Origin of the sequence: Exiguobacterium sp. AT1b (assembly GCF_000023045.1) — a bacterium.
Classification (GTDB): domain Bacteria; phylum Bacillota; class Bacilli; order Exiguobacteriales; family Exiguobacteriaceae; genus Exiguobacterium.
Genome location: NC_012673.1, coordinates 2,542,381 through 2,566,020, shown reverse-complemented (window position 1 = coordinate 2,566,020; position 23,640 = coordinate 2,542,381). Strand labels below are relative to the sequence as shown.

Annotated in this window: 16 protein-coding genes; 11 read left to right on the top strand and 5 right to left on the bottom strand. The window is 36.9% G+C overall.

The features are described from left to right. Positions 1-465 precede the first annotated feature (465 nt). Together EAT1B_RS13300 and EAT1B_RS13295 are read right to left on the bottom strand one after the other, a co-directional pair. Positions 466-2,004: a hypothetical protein gene (locus EAT1B_RS13300; RefSeq protein ID WP_015881072.1), complete on the bottom strand. Its 1,539-nt coding sequence runs from the start codon at positions 2,002-2,004 to the stop codon at positions 466-468. A 128-nt stretch (positions 2,005-2,132) separates the two neighbouring features. Beyond that, on the bottom strand, positions 2,133-2,399 hold the full coding sequence (locus tag EAT1B_RS13295; RefSeq protein WP_081432720.1) for a hypothetical protein: 267 nt from the start codon (positions 2,397-2,399) through the stop codon (positions 2,133-2,135). Between the two features lie 138 nt (positions 2,400-2,537). On the opposite strand from EAT1B_RS13295, the gene dndD (EAT1B_RS13290) reads away from it, so the two are divergent. The 7 genes from dndD (EAT1B_RS13290) to EAT1B_RS13260 all read left to right on the top strand — a co-directional run bounded on the left by dndD (EAT1B_RS13290) (position 2,538) and on the right by EAT1B_RS13260 (position 11,624). Then, on the top strand, positions 2,538-4,784 hold the full coding sequence (gene dndD, locus EAT1B_RS13290; protein ID WP_041917998.1) for a DNA sulfur modification protein DndD: 2,247 nt from the start codon (positions 2,538-2,540) through the stop codon (positions 4,782-4,784). A gap of 4 nt (positions 4,785-4,788) precedes the next feature. Then, on the top strand, positions 4,789-5,184 hold the full coding sequence (locus EAT1B_RS13285) for a hypothetical protein (protein ID WP_015881069.1): 396 nt from the start codon (positions 4,789-4,791) through the stop codon (positions 5,182-5,184). Between the two features lie 156 nt (positions 5,185-5,340). Further along, entirely contained in the window at positions 5,341-6,441 is a 1,101-nt protein-coding gene (gene dndB, locus EAT1B_RS13280) for a DNA sulfur modification protein DndB (RefSeq protein WP_015881068.1), read from the top strand. A gap of 28 nt (positions 6,442-6,469) precedes the next feature. Continuing rightward, positions 6,470-8,125, top strand: coding sequence for a DNA phosphorothioation system sulfurtransferase DndC (gene dndC / locus EAT1B_RS13275; protein WP_015881067.1), 1,656 nt, complete (start codon positions 6,470-6,472; stop codon positions 8,123-8,125). Then, positions 8,115-10,127: a DNA sulfur modification protein DndD gene (gene dndD, locus EAT1B_RS13270; protein WP_015881066.1), complete on the top strand. Its 2,013-nt coding sequence runs from the start codon at positions 8,115-8,117 to the stop codon at positions 10,125-10,127. The genes dndC and dndD (EAT1B_RS13270) overlap by 11 nt, the downstream gene beginning before the upstream one ends. Next, positions 10,124-10,504 carry a DndE family protein gene (locus tag EAT1B_RS13265; RefSeq protein WP_015881065.1) on the top strand — a complete coding sequence of 127 codons (381 nt, stop codon included), beginning with the start codon at positions 10,124-10,126 and terminating at the stop codon, positions 10,502-10,504. The genes dndD (EAT1B_RS13270) and EAT1B_RS13265 overlap by 4 nt, the downstream gene beginning before the upstream one ends. Before the next feature lies 1 nt (position 10,505). Continuing rightward, the gene (locus EAT1B_RS13260; RefSeq protein WP_015881064.1) at positions 10,506-11,624 is read left to right on the top strand and encodes a cysteine desulfurase family protein; all 1,119 of its coding nucleotides are present in this window, start codon (positions 10,506-10,508) and stop codon (positions 11,622-11,624) included. Between the two features lie 44 nt (positions 11,625-11,668). On the opposite strand, the gene dptH is transcribed toward EAT1B_RS13260, so the two are convergent. From dptH to dptF, 3 genes are read right to left on the bottom strand one after another with little or no spacing between them, the layout of a single operon-like run. Further along, a complete protein-coding gene (dptH, locus tag EAT1B_RS13255) occupies positions 11,669-15,706 on the bottom strand; it encodes a DNA phosphorothioation-dependent restriction protein DptH (protein ID WP_015881063.1) in 4,038 nt (1,345 codons plus the stop codon). Continuing rightward, positions 15,687-17,096 carry a DNA phosphorothioation-dependent restriction protein DptG gene (gene dptG, locus EAT1B_RS13250; RefSeq protein WP_015881062.1) on the bottom strand — a complete coding sequence of 470 codons (1,410 nt, stop codon included), beginning with the start codon at positions 17,094-17,096 and terminating at the stop codon, positions 15,687-15,689. Before dptG ends, dptH begins: the two co-directional genes overlap by 20 nt. A gap of 22 nt (positions 17,097-17,118) precedes the next feature. Further along, positions 17,119-19,440: a DNA phosphorothioation-dependent restriction protein DptF gene (gene dptF, locus EAT1B_RS13245; protein ID WP_041917996.1), complete on the bottom strand. Its 2,322-nt coding sequence runs from the start codon at positions 19,438-19,440 to the stop codon at positions 17,119-17,121. A 111-nt stretch (positions 19,441-19,551) separates the two neighbouring features. Here dptF and EAT1B_RS13240 point away from each other — a divergent pair, with 111 nt between their 5' ends. From EAT1B_RS13240 to EAT1B_RS13225, 4 genes are read left to right on the top strand one after another with little or no spacing between them, the layout of a single operon-like run. Then, the gene (locus EAT1B_RS13240; protein WP_015881060.1) at positions 19,552-20,940 is read left to right on the top strand and encodes a DNA phosphorothioation system restriction enzyme; all 1,389 of its coding nucleotides are present in this window, start codon (positions 19,552-19,554) and stop codon (positions 20,938-20,940) included. A gap of 20 nt (positions 20,941-20,960) precedes the next feature. After that, positions 20,961-21,149, top strand: coding sequence for a hypothetical protein (locus tag EAT1B_RS13235; RefSeq protein ID WP_041917995.1), 189 nt, complete (start codon positions 20,961-20,963; stop codon positions 21,147-21,149). Position 21,150: 1 nt separating this feature from the next. Then, on the top strand, positions 21,151-23,169 hold the full coding sequence (locus EAT1B_RS13230; RefSeq protein WP_015881058.1) for an AAA family ATPase: 2,019 nt from the start codon (positions 21,151-21,153) through the stop codon (positions 23,167-23,169). Then, positions 23,169-23,633: a hypothetical protein gene (locus tag EAT1B_RS13225; protein ID WP_015881057.1), complete on the top strand. Its 465-nt coding sequence runs from the start codon at positions 23,169-23,171 to the stop codon at positions 23,631-23,633. Before EAT1B_RS13230 ends, EAT1B_RS13225 begins: the two co-directional genes overlap by 1 nt. Positions 23,634-23,640: the final 7 nt, after the last annotated feature.

Sequence of the window (23,640 nt, the reverse complement as noted above, 5' to 3'; positions counted from 1 at the left end):
GGGATGATGTCCAGAATCTATTATTACCTAGAGAACTTATTATATATATTGCACTTTAGATGATGCCTTGTCACATGACTTTTCTTTTCAAAAGTTCAAAATTCGCACGACCGTAAATGATTCGCTTGATCAACTTCAAACGGTTGACTTGCCCCTCGACTTGATCATTGCTCTCATTGCGCTCGCAAGCATGTCGGAACTCCTCTTCTTCCTGTAGGAGACGGCGTGTAAACCGGGACGTAAATCTGTCTCCCTTGGCGTGTTCGTTAATAACAAGATGTTGAAACTTCGTCAAGTCTCATCAATAAGCGTTCCATTAAAATCACAACCTTTTGTTCGATTATACAACGATAATGCAAGAAAATTACTCTCACCTAAAGTGCTTGAGACCCAAATTAACTTGATGTCTACACCATATCCATTTCAACAAAAAACCGCCCTGACCGAAGTCAGAGCGGAGTCCTATTACAAAACGAAAATCGCTGCAGATACACCGACGACACCAACGAGCGCCATCGCATATACCGGTACACGTGGCATTTCGCCATTGTTGTCGAGTGCTTTCCCGAACATGTAGAAGACGATTGGGTGCACGAGGAACGGCATCGAGAAGATGAGCGGGATGAGAAGCGAGGCTTCCGTCCCGAACATTCCACCTTGAACCGCTGCGAACAAGCCGAAGTGCGAGATCGCTGACGATTGTGCCATCGTCGTGTAATCAAATGCAATCGTGCTGAACGTCAAGATGACGAGACCACCGAAGACGGCCATCATCTGCCATCCGAACGAGAACTGCATAAGGGCTTTGACTTCTTTGAAGTCTTCCCCGTTCGCCGCACGCAAGTTTTTCAACGAAAGCGCCGTGAGCGCGAGACCGACCAAGACGATGATCATCGTCGGCCAGATCCAGAGCGCGCCGTTGTCGGCACTGACCGCGAGAATCGAGAAGACGAAGATATGTCCAAAGAACGGGATGTTGATCATGATCGGTGCACGTTTCGCCGCCACTTGACCGAAGTCCCCAGCCGTACATGCTCCTGTGAGACCACTGTGTGAAAGTGACCCCGCCATACCTGGCGCGAGGTTACGGATGTGACCTGTGCGAGCAAACCACATGATGAGTGCGATTCCACCGAACATCCAGAACAACTGTCCGAAGAAACCGTACACGAGAATCGAGTTCATGCCTTCGATGGCGAACGCATCACCGATTCGTGAACCACCGACCATGAAGTTGGCAGCCAAGACGACCGGAATCCCTGCGAAGAGAAGCGCGCGGACAGTCGGTCCATACGTCCAGTTATGGAAGATGGCACCGAGTGCTGACGAAATCAACATCGCAAAGAAGATTTGCGGAAGTGCGATAATCGGCTGAACCGCTGTCGCAATCAGGAACGAGACGAACAAGATGACAAGCAAGAGGACTGTCTCGATGACACCTTTTTGCATGTATACTTTCTTGTCCTGAATCTGTGCTTTATGGTCGATGAGTAAGAACGACACCGCAAGACCGAGGAGTGCGAGGATTGGGTAGTAAAGCGCAATCCCTTCTGCCGTACCTGGCTCGATTGCCATACGGAAGAACCCTTCCAAACCGACGAGCAAGAAGAACGAACGAAGGATGAAGATGAACTGCGTACGTCCTGTCCCGAGGAACATCTCTTCATTAGAAGGAACGACGATGTCCTCCATGTCGAGCTCTTGTTTGCTCAAGATTTTACGAAGTTCCTGTCCACCGACGAAGAACGAAACGACCAAGGCGATGATTGTCGTCCGTGACAAGAAGTCGACGAGCGGGAATTCAGGAAGACCCGGCGTCGCGATACCGAGCTCGACCATACCGAATCCGAGACCGAGACCGAAGATGACGATGACGAGGATCGGCGAAAAACGCGTCCCAGCCACGACCATACGAGATAAAATGACCATTGGAATGACGAAGGCCATAAGCAACCAGAATTGGTTGATCAGTTGCATTTGAGATAATTGCTGTACAAGTTCCATTGACTAACCCCTAACATAATTTTTAGCACACAATATCGAAGTGTACAGGAATGAACATTGTGTGACAATAGGGTGTGATGTTTTGTAAACATTGAAAGCGGAACCAAGTGAAATTGGCTCCGCTTTCGTTAGTTATTGGATTGTCTGAGGCCCCAAATGCCTTTATTTCCTGTGGAATAAAAGAGGTCTTCTTTTCCGGTAAAGCTCGCCGAGTCACTAGAATGCGCACGAATCTGTTTATTGACGTGCCCTTTCCAATCTTTATAGCGATCGAGCTCGAGTTGATAGTATGATTTTTCGACATACGCATAAATGTCTTTCAAAGATGCCGTCCCACCGTGGTGTTGGAGGGCGAACTGGATTTTGCGTAGTAACAGGCGTTTCAACTCTTTCATCTCCTTATTATAAATAGCAATTATGTATACCTAATTTATCCATACCCTTTCTAAAAAAGTTACAGGTTTTTAGATACATTTCCTTTATAATAGGAATATAGACCTGAATATCTCATGTTTGGAAGAAAGGAAATCGATATGACTCAAAAGCGTTACTCAAGTGAATTAGAAATTTTAGAAGAAGTATCTTCTCATCATCAGCTATCACCAAGTCTCCTTCAAAATATTCTCACCACTTCAAAAGCTAATTATTATGGTGAAGCTACGTCTCCGACTAAACGCCAAAAAGAATTAGAAGAAGAATTGAAATATCTAATTAAAAAAGGGAACTCATTAACACATTCCACATCATCTAATAAAAAATCTGGGTTGAAACTTGTTCGTATTCAATTAAATAATTACAAAACATACTTAAATTCTCAAACAATTAACTTTGATACACACACAGATGACAAAAACATCGTTCTGATTGGTGGTTTGAATGGCGCTGGAAAAACAACCATTTTAAAAGCAGTTCGTTACTTATTATATGGCAAGCGTGGCATGACCGATACGGAGTTTCAACAACAGTTTACAAATACAATTAACAATTCATTCTTCGAACAAGGTGGTCGTGAAGCTAGTGCTTCTCTCGTTTTCGAACCTGGAGATGGGCATCATTACGAAATTAAAGTCGTTTGGCAATACAATAGTAAAAAACAAGTTGTGTCTGAAAGTAAGACGTTCAGTAAGCGAACGATTGGTGCAGCTCGTCCTAAACGTAATGAACAGATTGGTTCACACAACGTAGATGATTTCAACCGTACCATTGATAAATTAATCCCATTTGAAGCTTCTCAATTCTTAATTTTTGATGGGGAAGAAATCCGACGCATTATTTCTTCTAGAAATTCTGCCGACTTTAAAGCGACAATCAGACGGATGAACGGAATGTCTTATTTTAACGAGTTAAAAGGTGATTTAGACAAAATCTATTCAAAGAAAGTCAACGAATTAGCTATCGCTCAGAAAAGTACCGAGTTGTTAAAATTCAACAAGAAAATAAATACACTCAAAGAACAATTACATGAGCTTACAGAAAAACGAAATAAAGCCGAGAATCGAGTATCAACATACAATAAACAACTCGATCACTTAAAGAAACTTCGAAACGAGAAGCTAATGCAGAACAACGAGTCGAGAGAACAATTTGTTTCAAACATGAGTTCTTTAAAAGCACAGCATACTCAAGTTTTGGAGCAAATTTCTAAGTTGTTTTCTGAGAAAGGGATTCCTTCATTTGCATCTAAAAAAATTGATGCATTAAAAAAACGACTGACTCTTGAACAACAATTTACATCTGATCAGCAACGTGTGGAACAGATTTTAGCACCTTATCACCAATTTATGTCTAAACTTCTCTCAGAGCCAATCGATCCACCATTGACTGAAGAACAACTGCATCAGGTTGAGGAAATTGGTAAGAATATTTGGTTATCGAAGGAGAATTATAAAGCTTCTACTACTTCAGAAAATCAGCAAATTTGGCACGACCTTTCGCCAAATGACCGTAGACTGATTATGAATGTAGACGCATCTCGCACTAAGGAAATGATTGTTGAACTGGTCAAGAAAGAAAAGAATCTTAAGCATTCAATTGATCAGCTTCAGCAAAAAGTTGATTTAGCCCCTTCTGCAGTCAGTGTTGATGAAGAAGATAAAAAGATTCAAGAAATTACTGAGGTGCTCGGTAAAACTAAGAGCATTTATCTCAACATTAAAAAGAAAGAACAAGAGTGCATTCAAGAAATTCGTTCTCTAGAATCAAAGCTAAAAGGAACAAAGTCTACTGCAACAAATGCAATCGACTTAGCTGATGATGTACAGCTTTATGGAAAAATCAAAGAAGCAATTGATGAGTATTCAACAAAAGTACTAGACTGGAAAATTGATTTGATTAGTGAACAATTCGATCAGATGTTGAACAAACTTATGAGAAAACAAGATGAATTCGGGCGTGCTTTCGTTGATCGCCGTAAAATGATGATACGCATTGAAAATGAGCGCGGCGCCGAAATTTCAGTGGAAGAACGTTCAGCCGGTGAAATGCAAATTATCTCCTCTGCATTTATTTGGGGAATGATCAAAGCAGCTGATTTAGATTTGCCTATGATTATCGATACGCCACTTGGTCGCTTAGACAGCTATCATCGCAAAAATCTAGTCGAACATTTCTATAAACATCTCAGTAAACAAGTTGTGATTCTCTCAACTGATACGGAAATCACTCCGGAATATGTAGAGTTGATGAAGGAATATACTTCAAAACAAATCATGTTGGACTACAACCAAAAAGAGAAATATACGCTTATTCGCGAAGGTTATTTCGAATTAGTGAAAGGATAAGATTATGGATTCTAAAGGAATTAAATTGTCACAAATAAGTAAGAATCGAATCGATACCATTATTGGACACATCGAACACTACGTTCCGAAAGACACGAGACCATTTGTTGTTAAACTAAGTCTGATGCACGGAATTGAAAATCACTCCGTTTCATCTGTACTCCCTACCGAATTGAGTTCAAGCGCATGGGAAATGGGCTCAATCATCAATGGGAATGATTACTTACTTGCTAAACACCTTATTATCAACGAGCTCCAAAAAGAAATCGATGATGAGAAAATTATTCGAGATCATATGAAGCGCTTTATTGAATTAGGTGTAAAAGACATTGCTTCGTTGCTCGAATCAGATGATGCAATCTTTGAAGAAGAATTTTTAATTAAACTTCTTTCCGTATAATCTCAGCGATTTCGCTGAGATTTTTATTACGAAAATTTCTATATTTTGTTGAGCTGTTCGCTTTTTTCATACGAACACTTATGTTAGACTTTTTGTATAAAAACATTGTATTTATTTAAAATTACGTACGTAATTTTAAATAAAGGAGGACATCTTATGGATCCTAATTTCAGCTATAACTTCCCCGCATTACGAGGAAAACAGGCAGAAAAAGAATATTTCGTCGTTATGTGCCCGTTAAAACTGATTCCAAAAATTTTCTTATTCGATGAAGAGGAAGTCCCACCACAATACCGCTCACAGCGGATTTTGAATAAATCTAGAGTTCCAGACATTACAAATTACATTGTAGATCAGTCCAAGGACTATGTATTTTCATCCCTTACAGCTTCCATTGATGGTGAAATTCAGTTTACTCCGTTTACAGATGAACCAAACTTTAAAGACTTAGGCAAACTCTCGATCGCACTGGATTCCCGTTTTTTAATTAATGATGGTCAACACCGGAGAGCAGCGATTGAAGAGGCTTTAAAAATTATGCCTGAGCTTGGTAATGAAACAATTTCTGTTGTATTCTTTCATGATGAAGGTCTAGAACGATCTCAACAAATTTTTTCAGATTTGAATCGACATGCCGTTAACACAACGTCATCTATCGGTATTTTATATGATCATCGTGATCAGTTATCGCTCCTTACTAAAGAAATCGTTGAAGAGATTCCGTTGTTAAAACGGTATACAGAAATGGAGAAAACGTCCCTCTCCAAGAATTCACCAAAACTTTTAGCGTTAAATCATATTTATAATGCAAATAAACGACTAATTAATAAGAAAAAAGGTGCTCTTTTAACTGAAGAAGACGCATTGAACATCAAAACGTTTTGGCTAACTCTATGCAATAGTATTCATGAATGGGAACAAGTATTTAATAAAGAAATCTCCCCTCGTGATTTACGTATGATTTCAATTGCGGGTCAAGGTTTATTTATCGAAGCAGCGGCTGAAGTTGCGCGCTCTTTAATTGAACAAAAACCTGATACATGGACAGCCTACCTTACAAAATTTAAAGATATTGATTGGAGCCGTTCAAACGAAAAAGATTGGAAAGGTCGTGCCTTTAACGAAAACGGCAGAATTTTAAAGAACAACTACACTATTCGATTGACTGCCATACGAATCAAATCGCTAATCGGCATCAAGCTCACGAAAGAAGAGAAAGATTTCGATCAACAAAAATCAAGCATGAACGTATTATGACTGTTTTGGCACGAGAGGATGACAATTTATGACACAAGGTATTATTAGTAACTTATTTACTCAACATGAAGGAGATACTGTCTCTAGACGCTCCATCGATTTGATCAAACGTGTTTATTTAAATGACACACGTCCATGGGTGGTCGGATTTAGTGGCGGAAAAGATTCTACACTAACGACTCAACTCATTTTCGAAGCGTTGCTAGAGCTTTCACCAGAACAGTTGCATAAGAAGGTATTTATCATTTCTTCTGACACTTTGGTAGAAAACCCACTCGTTGTTTCCATGATTAACGGCTCTTTACACCGCATGCAAGAAGCCGCTTTTAAATATAATCTCCCAATCGAAACACAAAAAGTTAAACCACTTACAGAAAAAACTTTTTGGACGAATATTATTGGACGTGGCTACCCTACTCCGAACCAAACGTTTAGATGGTGTACAGATCGTCTTAAAATCGACCCTGCTAACCGCTTCATTAAAGATAAAGTGTCAAAATACGGCGAAATTATTATGGTACTTGGTGTCCGTTCATCTGAGAGCACGAGCCGAGGCCAATCCATAAAAGATCATGAGATTTCAGGTAGCGAATTGATGCGACACACATCATTAGCGAATGCTTATGTATTTGCCCCAATTAAAGAATTTGTTCTAGATGATGTATGGAGCTACCTTCTTCAAAACCCAGCTCCGTGGGGGGAAGACCATCACAAGCTGCAGAAAATGTACATGGATTCAAGTAGCGAATGTCCATTAGTCGTTGACCAAAACATTAAAGAAAGTGCTGGTTCTTGTGGGAATAGCCGTTTCGGTTGCTGGACGTGTACGGTTGTCAATCAAGATAAATCGCTTACTGGCTTTATTCAAACTGGTGAACATGACTGGTTAAAACCATTATTGAAGTTCCGCAATAAAATGGTTCTCATTCGTGACGACCGTTCTAAACGAATGCATAAACGAATGAATGGTGCCTTCTATTTATTAGAAGTTCAACATGAAATCAAAGAAGATGGAATCTATATTGTTCAAAAGAAAAAAGGCGGTCGTGCTGCCACTTCTCATAAAGTAGTTGACCGAATTGAAGATTTGACTGATGAGTCTGTTCTTGCCGTTCCTAAAGCACAATTAAGTCAATTTATCGCAAAACACAATATTGACTTGAGCAAACCTGAAGAGTTCAATATTCAGTTTGTCGTTACCGAAACAAACGAGGATGGGCAATCTGCATACTCACACCTTGGTCTTGGTCCTTTCACACTAGCTACTAGAAATGAACTAATGCGCGACTTATTGATTTTACAACGTGATTTAAAAGTTCCAAATTCAGTCGAGTACAAATTAATTCAGGATGATGAGTTACGAGCAATTCGTCGCTTATGGCTCCGTGAAGGTGATTGGAACGATACTTTACCAGAACTTTATCGCGAAGTATTCGGCGTCGACCTGGATTGGGAACATGATGATCGTCAGATTCTAACAAGTGACCAAGCGAATGATTTAGAACTTCTTTCTCAAAAGTATGGTCTTGATTTCAATATGGTTCAAAAACTATTTACAACAGCAAATGATTTTCTAGGTGTAAAGGTTAAACGAGGATTTAATAAAGATGTCGCTGCGCTATTGAGCCAAGACTATTTAAGCCTTTACAAAGAGCAAGGAGTTTTAGAGAGAGATGAAGATTGAATCGATTGTCTTAAAGAATATTGGAGCATATAAAAATCAAACATTTGATTTCAAGAATGAAAACTCTAATAAAAATGTTATTTTAATCGGCGGGAAAAATGGAGCGGGTAAAACAACCTTTTTAAACGCACTTCGCACTGGATTATATGGTAGTCAGGCGTTTGGGATTAAAGCACCTACTCCATCCTACTTCAAAGAAATTGAGAAGTTAATCAATAGCGAAGTAAGAGATCAACGAGAAAGATATAGTACCACTAAACAAATTTCAAAAATCCAAATTACGTTTACAACAACAACGAATCAAACTACATCACGCTATTTATTTGAACGATCATGGGGAATCGACGCTAAGAATATTAAAGAATACTTTAACATCTATCGTGATGCAAATACCTTTGCACTAGCAGAGAAGGATAAGAGTCAAGTCTATTCATTATTCTTAGAACGTACTCCCCTCTATTTGTTTAATGTCTCATTATTTGATGGAGAGACAATTAATCAAATTATTAATGAAGGGAAACTGTCTGAGTACCTAGATGATTTGATGAAAAGTGCATTTAAATTAGAGATTCCAGATTTATTAACGGAAACAATCGAATCACTTGTACGAGACGAAGCCAAGACTAAGCTATCTAAAGATAAATCAAAACGTTTAGATGAGCTTAAAAAACAGCTAAGTGAATCCGAACAAAAATTGCAAAACGTTCAAGTCGATAAATCTCAGCTTCTTCAGAATATCGAAGTTAGTGAAGCCGAAATCACTGCCTTCTCTGAATCGTTACGCGCACACGACGTGATTAGTAAAGAAGAAGAAGCAAAATTGAAAGAGGAAATAAGAAACCTAGAACAAGAACGACAGAAATTAAAGCAATCTACGTCAGACTTTTTCAATGAGTACTACGCCTTTTCTATCAATCATCACTTGCTTGAAAAAGCTGCAGAACAAGTAGAATCAGAACTATTGATCAGAAGTGTAGAAGATTTAGAAAAAGTCTTCACCGATGAGTTCTATAAGAATGTTTCACGTAATTTAGGAGGATCTGTAGGACATGATTCACTGAAGAATGAATTCAATGCGGCTTTAAAAACGGCTGTTCCGAAAACTGAAATTATTCATGACGCTTCGTTCGGTTCGAAGGCAAAAGTTGAAAATATGATTTCTTCAGTAAACGCTCAATCTTCCTCATCTCTCTTGGCAAACATTAATCGCGATGACGAAATCATAGAGGAACTGAAGATATTACGAAGAAAACTAGTGATTCGAGAAGAAAATCATGCGGATTTTGAAAAACAATTTGAGGAATTGAATCAACTCAAAGTTAGTCATCTTCATTTGAACGAGCAGTTAGAACGTATTGTTAAACTTGAAGAAGATCTCCAAAATCAGTACTCGATGTTAGTGGAAGAAAACGCCTCACTTCAACAAGAAATCGAGAAAATCACTTCAAAATCGAGCTTATTATCGCAAAATGCGACTTCAACATTAGCTTTACTAGAAGACTTCAAACTTCAACAGCGATATAAAGTCATTCGGAGTGTTGAAGAAAATGCGTTACGCATGTTAAAGACATTGATGCGTAAAGAAGATTACGTAGATAAGCTATCGATTCTACCCGAAGACTTCTCGTTAACTTTGTCATCTAAAGACCAGTCTCAAATTTCTGTAGCTACGCTATCTTCTGGTGAGAAACAGATTCTACTTCTTTCATTAATCTGGGCAATTTTCAAAGTTTCCGAAAATCAAATGCCATTTATCTTCGATACTTTGTTAGGTCGATTAGATCGAGATCACCGTTATAACATTTTACGTAACTTACTTCCTAACTTTGGTGAACAAGTGTTAGTGCTATCTACAGACTCAGAGATTAGCAAAGATTACTACGACGTACTCAAACCATCGATTTCTAAAGAGTATAGTCTTCAGTTTGATAATGAACATTTAGAAACACGAGTCATTCCATCGTATTTTGAATTTGAAAACGCGCAGGTGAAAAACTCATGAACTACCGTCTTAAATTAACTGAACAAACGCATCTCTATTTTAAAGAGATTGCAAACTCAACTCATATCACACCGAACATCCTAGCTCGTTTCGCCGTTGGAATATCATTAAAAAACGAAAAAACTCCATCAAGCGTTAAAGGTCAGCCCATTTCTAATTTTGAAATAAATCGTGCCACCTTAACGGGAGAACACGACGAGATGTTTAAAATGATGATTCTTCAACATGCTAAACGCCATATTGAAGAAGAACGATATTTTCCAGATTATTTTAATGCGCATATTACTCGAGGTGCCGAAGAGCTTTATCAAATGTTCCAATTTTCTAGAAGTACCAATCAATTCTTAAGAGAGTTATTGGCTCTCCAGGAGGGATAACATGCTTTATCTAGACAACAGCTCAACGACACCTGTGTATCCAGAAGTACTTGAAGAGATGCTCCCCTACTTTCTTGAAGAGTTCGGAAATCCTTCGAGCAAGTATTATTCACTGGCAGAAAACTCTAAAAATGCTGTTGAACATGCTCGAGAACAGTTAGGTAAATTTCTTAACTGTTCTTCTACCGAGCTGTATTTTACTTCGGGAGCGACAGAAAGTAACAACTGGATTTTAAAGAGTGTAAGTTCAACCTTACCGGATCATCAAGTGATTACCACGGTAGCCGAACATTCATCTAATTTAGAAATCGCAAAGTATTTAAATGAGCAGCTGAATATTCACGTTGAATACTTGTCAGTCGATCAATTTGGTAGAATCAATTTTTCTGAACTAGAGTCTTTACTAAAAAAACGCCCTACTTCACTCGTTTCAATCATTTGGGGAAATAACGAGTTAGGGTCGTTAAATGACATTCAGAGAGCTTCTGAACTAGTTGCTCAATATGGTGCGCTCTTTCACACCGATGCCACACATGTCGTCGGAAAGATGAGAATCGACCTGTCAGAACTGACGAACGTTCATTTCTTATCCGCTTCTGCGCATAAGTTCAACGGTCCAAAAGGTATTGGAATTGCTTATTTGAAAAAAGATGAGGACGGGATTCCAAGAAAATTGACACCACTTATTCATGGTGGTGGCCAAGAGCAAGGCATTCGAGGCGGGACTCTTGCTGTTCCTCTTATTGTAGGAATGGGAAAAGCAGCTGAAATGCATCAAGCATCCTTGACCAAGAACATCAAAAAATTAGAGAAACTTGAAGCGTATTTAGTTCAACTTTTAACTCAAAAATTTGGTTCGAACATACGATTTAATAGTGACCATACAAACAAAATTCCTGGCATTGTGAATATTCAATTCGTTGGTATTAACAATGAAGTTCTTGTAAAACAACTGGCTCCTGTCATGGCGGTCTCAACTGGATCTGCTTGTAGCTCTAGTAAACCAAGCCATGTCCTCCAAGCAATCGGATTAACATTAGATGAAGTTCGATCATCCATTCGATTCTCACTATCGTCAAACATTGAACTAAAAGACTTAGAGATTTTCAAAGAACTGTAAGTAAACGACCGGCTTAAATTAAATTTAAGCCGGTCGTTTTAAGTTCAAATATTATTAATTTTGAAGGATTCAAGCATTTCTTCTCTTGGAATATCCTTTTTCCCATCTACAATAGATTGTCGGATTTCTTCAATCGAATACGATCCACCACTTATACCATACTGCTCTGGTAAATTAAGCAACAGAATATCGTCTTCAACGCGTTCAATAGACGAAGTTGTTTCTTCTGTTCTAAATGAAACGACAACACCTTTATTAAAGTACTCGGTTAATTCATTCGAAATTTCATAATCGCCCTTCATCAGTCTTTCGATAACGGAAAGTCTTTCCTGTTCAAAGTCATAATTTTGTTTTCTCTCGCTCCACAACTTTCCTTCAAATAGTTTTTTAGCATTTGCTAAGAAAAGATGTGCAAAGAACATACGATAGTATTGTTGAGAGAATGTAGTTTCTGCTTCCCCCACACCTAATTCTAAATCAAAGAGAGCTTTCGTTCGAACAACTTGGTTTCTTGCTTTATCTATGACATTACTCAAGTTTCTACCGATTTTTACTTCAATTGGATAGAAGTGCATTTTTAACTTACCGTCCGTTTCCTGCATCCCAATCAACAGTAAATCATCTGAGTAACTACCTGACTTACCTAACGCTTTCACAGTGAAAGGTGAATTCGCGTGGTTTAACCCAATTGCTTTCGCCACTCGTAAAATTTCCTCAAGAGAGATTGGGACCCAAGTAATATCATCGGTTGAAAACATCGCCAATGAATATTTAACGGCTGCCAATAAGCTGAATTTTTCACGACTCTTATGCACGTTACGAGCTGTTTCATTACTTAAACCTTGTTGAATCATTGAAAGTAGCCATTCTCCGTTGATCACATTGAACGTTTGAATGATTTCTTTAATACTCTCATCTGTATTCAAATCCGGTTTTTCATGATTCAAGTAATCTTTAATCACTGCCTGATATTGTGCTGTTTTCTTCGTAACTGTAATAGCATCATATCGGTAAGAAGAAGATTGATCATTATAATGAATGATAATTAATTCATTATCCGGGTTTCCTTGCTTAGAAGAAAAATAGCCTAAGTCGACAGTAGGTTCGATTAATGTAACCCAGTGTGAACTTTCATAGATATTTTGTAACTTATAACTATCGCGTGCATCTGTAATACTAGCTAGTGCTGTTACGCCATGTGCAAATGAGCTACTCCCGTTATCTTTCATGTGTACGTTCAATTCATTAAATGATTTGGCACATCGTAATAACAAGTCTTCTTCCTCAATTGCATAACCTCGAAGACCAAACCCCATACTAAACTGACCATCTTTGACTGTCGGTGCAAGTGTCGAATACAAACCATTCATGGCATTACCACTCTTGATATACTCCATTTTGTCTGTGATTACTTGTTCTTCACCACTCATCTTATAGAAACTAATATGAGCATATTCAAAATCATTAGAAGATTTATTTTGAATGTGGTAGTGATTAATCAGCGACTGAATTTTCTCCGCTACTTCTTGCGGGGAGAGAATGAAGTTTTTCGGAATGAGTGCGTACAGATATTCGAACTGTTCCCAGTCATCTTCCATGAAATCTTTTGCAGCAAATTGATCGAAAGCACTTCGATATCGACCTGAATCAGAATAAAGTTTCACTTCTACGGGGATTACTATATCTCGATTTTTCTCATAACTATTCTTTAATTGACGGAACATCCATTCAACTATACCTTTCAGTACCATCTCATCATTACGAATTTCAATTACATTTAAATAAAGTGGTGCTCTAGCGATTTGATTTGTCTGATTAAAGAGTGACGTAAAATGATCGACAAACTGATTTAGCTTTTCTTTGACTACTTCAGATAAAAAGCGGTCTGCTTCAGCCACGACAACCTCTTCTTTTACTCGATACACCATCCACTCTGGCAAATCTGATTGGGATTCTGCCTTGTAAGTTTTACCTTCAAACCATAGATATGGGGCTAATGCATCGGCTCGTAGACGTTTCAGTACACTTTCCGAGATCTCTTCTTCTCCAAGTTGCGTATTAAGTTCTAATTGAAATGCAACATTAATCGGATGGAATGGAGTAAAGTAAACAATTTGCTCTTTTTGATTATATAAGACACCTAATTTTAAGATTGAATGCCCCACTTCAAACAATCGATCTGCTTCTTGAATCGATTCAATCGCTTTTACATACGCTTGAACATAATTTAAAGCAACTCGTTTGTATTCATCATCCCAATAAGCCAACATGGGTACAGTTTTTTTAATTTTGAAGTGGTTTAAGAACAGATTATACGCTTCTCTTAATTCATAATATGCTTTAAACTCCAATTCAATAGGACTGAGGACGCCTGCCGAAAGAACAGCAGTTTGCATACTTTGATTGACCCATTCCATTTCGTAGTCCAAGAAGTCTTTATACTCGTTTTGGGGATAGTAAATTTGATTCTTCAAAATCAATTTCTCATCCGCACTCAGTACAATTGATGCTCGCTTCTCACGTTTTTCTTTATACAACCGTATATTCGGAATCGGATGCGGTTTTGATGCATCGACACTTAATTTAATATTAATCGGTTGCGACTCTCCAACAACTAGCTGCATAAACTGATCGTCTTCAAACAAATCCTGATCAAAGTGATACGTAATATTAGGCTCCTCGGATACTTTAACGAGAGCTTGATCTTGGTAAATTGGTTCTTGTGAGCCGTCACCTAAACGTAATTCACCTTCTTTATTGCCTAGTGTCAAATACTCGGTACCGTTCCCAGTTAAACGCTTCACTTCATAAGTTCCCGCATAATCCTTAAGAACTTCATTAGAGAATGGGAAAATCATAATATTTAGTTCTGAATATAATGTACTTTCATTTTTTACTTTGTACTTTACAGTACATTGCGCAGTATTTTGAACTTGATTTGAAGTTAGTGTCAAATAAAGATTGTTTGTCTTCACATTTGAATTTACTTCAAGTAAAGGATTACAATACTCAATTTTGACTTGCGACTGTTCTAAGCTTTTCCGAACACCCTTACCCTCAATAAGATATTTAAACTTTAGATTAATTTCTCTTTCATGAGAAGGATTAAAAATTGCAATGTAACGTATGCGTTTTCCTGTCTTTGTCATTTTATGTGGCCGATCCCAAACCACTACCGAGGAATGCTCATTAACTTTTGTAACTTCATCAAGCTCAAATACTTTTTTATTCTTTTCTGCTTTGAGTTTAATTACTTCTTGCAATGTTAATTCATTCCAATGATCATGTTTAAGTTTATTGACACCTTGCTCGTTAAACTTTTTCGGCAATTGCGCCTCAGTCGTTTCATTAAAATGACTCTCTTGTACAAATTCATATAAATCTCGGTTCTCACGAAGTCGTTCACGAATCTCTTTTTTGGATGACGTTTGGATAAACGAATCAAGCTCCTGGTCGTGGAAGAACCTTAACTTTAGAAAATCTTTCTTTGAAAGTTCTGTTTTTTGCATGAGAGAAAGAATTTCTTCAAAATCAAAGAATGATACTCCTTTAAATGAGTTGAACTCTTCTTCGATTTCCTTCAAGTGAAAATTAATCACTTCAACCAATGCGCCTTTATTGTCCGACATCTGCTTCAATTCATGCTTAAGTTCTTCTAAAATCTTTTGAGGATTTAACGGCATTCCTTCTTTTTGAAGATTTGCTCCACCACCATCAATACTATCAAGTTGCCCGTGATAAATAACAAGCAATGAGCGATTTAAACCTTCAGCTTCTTGTTCACTAACTAAATTTCGAAGTTTAACGAAGAAGTCAGGTTGAATTCCTTCGCTTTGAGTAGCAATGATTAACTCACTTGTCCCGTAGTCAATCGTAAACGTTTCATATTCAGTAACTCCGTTTAATTTATATTCAAAAGCTTTAACCTGATCTTTTGCTTCCTTCTCGAGATATTCCTTTAAATATTGAACATGGCCCTCTTCTTCGAGTTGCAAATAATACTTATCTCCAGGCTTAGGCGTATTTACTAAAAAATGGCCATTTATTTTTTTCGTTACATACTCATAAAATTGGTTTGACATACTGCGCCTCCCCACTATCGCTCTTCTTATCGATAACATTAATTTTTTCTAGAAGTTGTAAAAGGGCAGTTGATGATTCGTTATCAAAGTTGATGCCTCTTTTACTTAATCTTTCTAATAGTTCTACAAATGTAATTCGGTCATTTTTACAACTCACAGCGCACATCAGAATTAACATCTCCTGGTTCAGAGACAATACATATCCAAGACGCCCACGACGCTTCGTAAAGTGCGATTTAGCAATATTTTTTGCATGATCTCCATAACGAGACTGCGCTTCTTTCGGAGTCGTCAGTTTCATCGCATTGAATAGTTGTTTAGCTGCTTCGTTGAAAGTTTGACTATCATTCACATTGCTCTCTAAACCTGCATAAGTAAGAATTCGTTCAGTTTGCAAATCAATATCTTTCAAAAATTGAACCTGATCTGTATCACTAAGCATAGTGAAATGTTGAAAAATTTCATCATATGTCATGATTTTTGATTTCTCATTCTCTAATGATTGGTTAACAGAGTTACAACTCAACTGAGCCATCGTCAACTCATGAACAAATAAATTTTCACTCGCACTCGTCAACAGTCCCATCCCCGAGTTCATCGTTTTTCTTCTTGAAGTAACAGTCGTCTCGTTATGAATTGTGTAGTACATTTTCGATGGATGGTTCCAGTTAGACGTCTCAAAGTTATTAATTTTCACTGTTGTTTGAGAAACAATATAGTGTAGGTAATACTTTAATAAATTATTAATTTCTTTCAAAAAGTATTGAGGATGCTCAGCTAAATAGACAAAATCTTCTCCTAATAGTTTTATTGGTAATGAAGAATAAAGAGCATGCTCGGCTTTATATTCTTTGTTCGTTAGACTCGGTAATAAATTTACAATCATCTTGTCTAACAGAGTTTCATTTTGGCCTGCTTTAAAAACCTGTTTAATCTTTTCGATTTCTCCTTCATCTAACGCATGTTGCGTCAAATCCGCTAGAAAAGTACCCAACTTCTTTTTCGTTGCAGGATTGCCTTGGATGTACATGAACATACTTGGATGAGTAACGTTCAACCCTCCATCCCGTTGTAACAGTAATTCACTAAAGAAAGTATGAATTTCATCTTCATGCTCAGGTTGATTCTCGACTCGCTCTAGTACACCTTCTAACAGATAATCCGTATTGAAAGACTTAGCTGACAGTTCTACATTCAGAAGTCTTCTAGAATAAGCACCGATTTCCTTTTCCCAATCGGAAAGAGCGTTTTTAATTGAATCGCTCTTTCCTGTTGTGAAAGGGAGTATTTGATAAAAATTCGAAGTTTGTCGCTTCGTTATTTTTTTCCGACTTTTGTCTAAGACAATAACTTGTTTTTCATCGAAAATTTTCTCTGGTAATAATCTCATTATTTACACCCGCTTTCACAACTTACATTTTACTAAATACGATTTTTTCTTCATTACTAAATGGATCTGCTTCTTGTTTTAAAATGAAGGTTTCTCCAGTTTGGACAACATAAATCAACACTTCTTCGTTATTTGTATTATGTGTACGAATCGCATTTGCGAATTCACTGAATCGAATGGCATCGTCGAAATCAATCTTAGAAGGTTGATATCCTTTATCTATTTTTGAAATTAAACTGAACATCTTATAATCGATTTCTAGCTTAATTCTTTGTTTGCGCTCACCCACTACAAATTGAATGAATAAGGAGTTTCTAAATTGAACCACTTGCTCTTCATTTTTTATCGCCATACTGATTGGATCCAATGTAAAACTAACTGGTTTTGCTATACGATAACGCTTTGAAATTTTTGCATTCGAATCAAACAAATAATTTTTTTGATCTTTTTTAAATCCAAACCATAACATAAGTGCATTCTCAAATTTCTCGTAGAGAGTTTTAAGTTCATATTTTTGACCAGTGTAATAAGCAAATAGATATTTTGAGAATGATTCAATCGTTGTCTGTGTAATATTCATTTCTCTCGGGTTAGACAAATAGAGTAGTCTTAGTAATGATTGTGTGTACTCGTTAACCAATTCACGATCTAATAGATCAAGTTCATATGTTTGACGAGTCAATTCGTCAAATCTAGAGATAAATCCACTCACATCTGACTCTAAATTGATTTGAAGAATGATTTCATCTATCTCTTTGGAACGAGAAGCAACCGGATCTTCATTTCTTAGCATGATTGATATAGGTGAGTCATTCTGAGCTGTAAATATTTTTTGATGAAGGCCATGTATAAGTAACGTCTCAAGTACAATTTTTTGTTTACTGATATTTGTCCAATTTCCTGGAATCATAATTTCGTATATTAAGTTAAAAAATTGGCGCATAGATAAAACTGCTTTTTCTTTTAAAAGAGAACTTGCGATGATGTTTACGAAGTTGCGTTTCACTTGTTGATTACCCATAAGTAAAAAATTGCGATGGATAATCGAATCGATTCCTCTCTTTACATCTTCTTGATAGGCCAAATAAAATGGGTTTTCTTCATTTTGATCGAACATTTTTGATAAAATACCCATTAAGAAATTCGATTCTACGCCGCCTTTAGTAAGTTCATACATTGGATAATCTGAGAAACTGACCATGGAAAAATGATCATGTTGCGTTGCTTGGGAGATCTCATTCTCAAAAATACCTGATTGCTCAATATATGAAATCAATGAATTGAACGTGTAATGATTATCGAATGAACTCACGAAGTCATATAAAAATTTATGTAATACCCCTAAGTTGATCGCCAGTACAAACTCTTCCGAACCTTCATTCAGGTGCTGATCGGAAAATGGAATTAATTTTTCAAGTAAAGTCTCCATTGCAGTCTTACGAGGAGAAAGACTTTCTGTCGCATCATTCCAAATTTTATTTTTATATCGATTCATCAGTTCAGGTTCTGCCGATTGAAGATGTGAAAGAATATGCGATTTTCCATCCCCTACACTACCAATTAATAGCGTTAATCGTTTTTGGGCAGGTTGCTGAAGCATCTGAATTAATTTCTTTTCGATCGGGCGTTCTACGTGTAAATACTGCTTTAATGAACTCAATGGGAGTTCTGCACTTTCAACCGCCTCTTTTGAAGATTCATTTAATCTTGACATCAGGTTATACAAATAGCTTTCGCCATCTGTTTCAATTTGAGGTAAAAAATCAAATAGCTTATTTGTTTCTTTTTTCTCTCCCACGATTCTTTTTTCAATAGGATCTTCTTTTGTTGAAGCAGAACTGAGTGCTTTTAATTTTTCTTCTAGTTGCGCTTCCAAGATTTTTAAGATATCATCATGCCCTCGATCACTGTTCTTTTCAGCTGGATGAGTCGGTGGAGCGTATCTAGGTATAGATGGTGGGTTTTCATAACTAAGGACATAAGACTCAACAATGTTGTATAAACTCGACCAGATTTTCGGTAGAATTTCATGCGCCTCTTTAGTGAACAATTCATGTGCAGCACTGTTTCCGTTTCTTCGAACGTAATGAAGATCCGAGGCCAATTCGCGGTCGATGATTTCTTCAGACTGTAACAAACGAATGTTATCATTTAAGTTGTATGTATTTTGCAAACCACTTACTTCTAGCCATTCATTCACGATTGCTTCAATCATTTTTCTGGCATTTAGAAGAGCAAAGTCTGTTTCTTTAGAATAATATTTATCTTCTACAATCTGGGCCAACTCTTCCGCTTTTGGATTAATTGGTTTTAGAAATGAGAAAAAGTATTCCATGTTATTCATTCCTTTCAATCACCTTGATAACTTTTTTATTAACTATATTCTTTATTATATCTATAATAAGGGTATATGGTAGGTTTTACCTACTCCTATATATGATAAAGGAGCTATTATATGGATTCAAGAATTCTATTCCCTTCTTTACCAAAATGGTTCACTCCACGAGACTATCAATTGGAAGCTATACAAAAGTGGTCTGAAAACGACTACCGCGGTTTACTAGAGATGGCTACGGGTACTGGAAAAACATTAACCGCTCTCACAGCCATAACAAAACGGTATGAAGAAACGAATCGGTTAGCAATCATCATTTTATGCCCTTATCAACATTTAGTAGATCAATGGGCGAAAGATGCTGAATCCTTTGGGATGAATCCAGTTCTATGCTATGGTTCAAAATCTCAATGGACATCAATTCTATCCGGAAAAATCACTCAATATAATTTTAAAATACAAAATTTTATGTGTGTAATCACTACGAATAGCACATTTAAAAATGCTAATTTCCAAGCTCAACTTAATCGAATTACGGATGGCGGGATGATTGTTGCCGATGAGGCGCATAATTTAGGTACAAAGCAATCGCTTCAATCGCTTCCTACAGCTTTTAAAAATCGATTAGCACTTAGTGCAACTCCAATACGACACCATGATGGTAGCGGAACCGAACAGTTATTAAATTATTTTGGTGGGTCAATATATAAGTTTACTTTGGAAGAAGCGATTAAAAAAGGGTTTTTAACAAAGTATTATTACTACCCACACCTAGTCTCCCTCACAGAAGATGAACTGGAAATTTATCATGAGCTTACGAATAAAATTTCAAAATTAGTTAATCTATCTGACCAACAATCAATTGAATCGACCGGAAGTACTACTGGGCTACTTGAAATGTTGTTAATTAAGCGCGCTCGATTAATTAATTCAGCTCAGCAAAAAGATATTTTGTTAAAGAAACAACTGAGTATGCAAGAAACTCTTGACCACACTATAGTGTATTGCGGAGACCATTCTATAGAGGACCAACGTCATGTAGATCATATTACACAATTTTTAAACGAAGATTTGAACATATCAGCGAAAACTTTTACCTCAACTGAATCGAAAGAACTTCGACAGATTCTGTTAAAGGAGTTTTCAGAGAACGCGATTCAAGCGCTTGTTGCTATCCGATGTCTAGATGAAGGAGTAGATGTTCCTTCTGCTGAGACTGCTTATATTTTGGCTAGCACAACCAATCCAAAAGAGTTCATTCAACGTCGTGGACGAATTTTACGTAAACATCCTGGAAAAGAATATGCGTATATTCATGATTACATTGTCATTCCACGTCCTTTGACAGAAATTGATTTACTAACTGACAAAGAATTTAATATTGAACGCCGGTTATTAATGAATGAGTTAAAAAGGGTAAATGAGTTCGCATCAATATCTGAAAATCATTACCAAGCACTACAAGTTTTAAATCCTATAAAAGAGGCATTTAATCTAGTCGATCTATAACCAATTGAGAGGTGAACATGATGAGTCAAAACCATTCAAACAGCGAAAATGATGTATATGCACTGTTAAGCGAGTTATCCGAAACAGAACAACAAATTCTACAAAATATCATTCGCTTAGAAAAAGACTATTTAGATAAAGAAGGTTCATTTACTGCTGCGCAATTACCTGATGAATTTTCTAAATTAATCAAAAAGGAGTTTATCTGACATGATTCTCAAGCAAGTAATCATTGAAAACTTCCGTCAATATTATGGGCAGAATACGATTGAATTTGCACACGGATCAAGCAAAAATGTTACTGTCATCCACGGTGAAAATGGAAGCGGTAAAACAGCATTACTTACAGCTTTGATTTGGGGATTTTATGGACGAGAACTTAAATTACCGAATCCTGAGTCTATTTTTAATAATAAAGCTGTTCAAGAAAACACAAACAATAAAAATGACTTAATCACAGCGGTACAAATTAAATTTGAACATAACGATTATGAATACGAACTACGTCGTATGTTATACGCGAAGTTTGATTCTGAGCACAATATGCTTAATTTGCCAAAGAATAAAACAATCAATCAAAAAGTTGAATTGACTAAACGGAATGTAGCTACAAATCAATCTACTAAAATTAGAGATATCTCATACGAAATTAATCGCATTTTGCCGTATAAATTGCATACGTTCTTCTTCTTTGACGGTGAACGAATGGACCATTTAGGAAAGAAAGAAGCTTATTCGGAAATTCGTGATTCCATTAAGAGAATGATGGGATTGGAGTTATTCGATAACTCTATTGAACATTTAAGTAAAACTATAATTAAACTTCGCGACGAAGTATCTAAAAATGTAAAGAGTGAATTGAGCGACAAGTACTTGCGCATAAATCAACTTGAAGATGAAAAAATAAAGAAGAAACAGCAACTTACTGAAACAAGACAAGAACTTTCGGCTGCCCAAAGCGAATTGAAAAGTATTGAAAATGCTTTACGTAACGGTGAAGAAACGAGAACCTTTCAAGTCACACGTGATCACTTAGTTGAGTCAATTAAAGAAACGAAAAATGCATTTGATGAGAAATTAAATGAGTTGAGAATCCTACTTTCCCGCTCAAGTCACTTGGCTTTTTCAACCTTACCAATGAAAAGATTCCAGCGCATTGCATCTACAAATGACCAGGATTCAATTGAAAAATTGATTCATCCTGATTTGATTCCTTTTTTAATGTCGAAAGGGAAATGTTTGTGTGGACAAGAACTTGAGACAACATCAATTGCATCATTAGAAAAAGTTCAGCAAGAGGTCTTAAATTTATCGAGTTCAAAAAATGAAATGGATCAACTTTATTTCCGCTTAAGTGGTTGGGAAGTTGCTAGAAGCCATTTTTACACAGAAATCAGACGACTCGTTAGTGAACGTGAAGAATTGAGAGAAAACCTTAGAGGATTGGAAGACGAGTTACGAGAAATTGAGGAACGTATGAAAGCAAGTTCACGCAATATCGAAAATTCATCCAATTTAATCGAGAGAGAATCCTCGATTCGAACTGCAATCGTTAAAGCAGAGGCTGCTATAGAAAGTTTACTTCGATCAATTGAGGAAATTTCAAAAGAAGAAGAGTTATTAAATAAAGAGGTCAGTAAACTGACTAAAGCAGAAGAAAGACAATTAAAACTTCAACTTGCTCTAGAGTCTGCTACGAAAGTGAAAAACACTTTGATTGGGCTTTTAAAGCTCAGAGAATCCCAAGTAAAAACCGAATTAGAAGAAAAAATCAAACTAACCTATTCTCAGTTATTACGAAAAGACTATCCAATCTCACTTACTGATAATTACGAACTTCTCGTTTCAGATGTAAACGGAGGAAGTATTGGTTTATCTCAGGGAGAATCACAGATTACAAGTCTTGCTTTCATCGGTGCTATTGTAGATTTAACTAGGGAGTACAAAGACAAAGAAAAAGGTCACGCGTTAGATGAAGATTTAAAACTCGGAAATATTTTTCCACTTGTAATGGATTCTCCGTTTGGAGCACTCGATGCAGACCATCGTTCTCGCGTTGCAATAAATTTACCAAAATTATCAGATCAAATTGTTGTGATTGTATCTACTTCACAATGGCGTGGAGAAGTGGATGAAGCCATTAATCATCGGATTGGAAAATCATATAAATTACTCAACCATACAAATGAAGGCACTGGGGAATATACGGAAATTATGGAGGTAATGTAATGGCAAAGCGTTCCGTGCGTCGAGATAGTACACAAGATCATATGTATACAGCGTTAAAAGAAGACGCTCAACTTTTTGAAACCTATAAAGATGCTTTCATGGCAGCATTATTGTTCGGTTATAGCAATGAACGAAGAAAAAAAGTAAAACCCGGTCCTGAAATTTTACTTGGCATTTTTTCAGAACAAGATTTGCAATTCATGAAATTGATCATGCATTTAGAAAATACATTTGAACGTTTTTCAATCGAGAATGATTCTGAGGATGAGTCAGATGTGACACTCGAGAACTATGATATTATCGAGGAATACGCTGCTGGCGGATTAGATGCTCTTTATCAAGAGTTAGAAATGTTCTTAACCGACCCTGAGTCGGCGCAAAATGCTTACTTAGATTTAATGCTTAAATATGAACAAAAAGAATTCAATACCGAAGATTTAATCAATGAACTTCCATTTAATTAATAAAAAT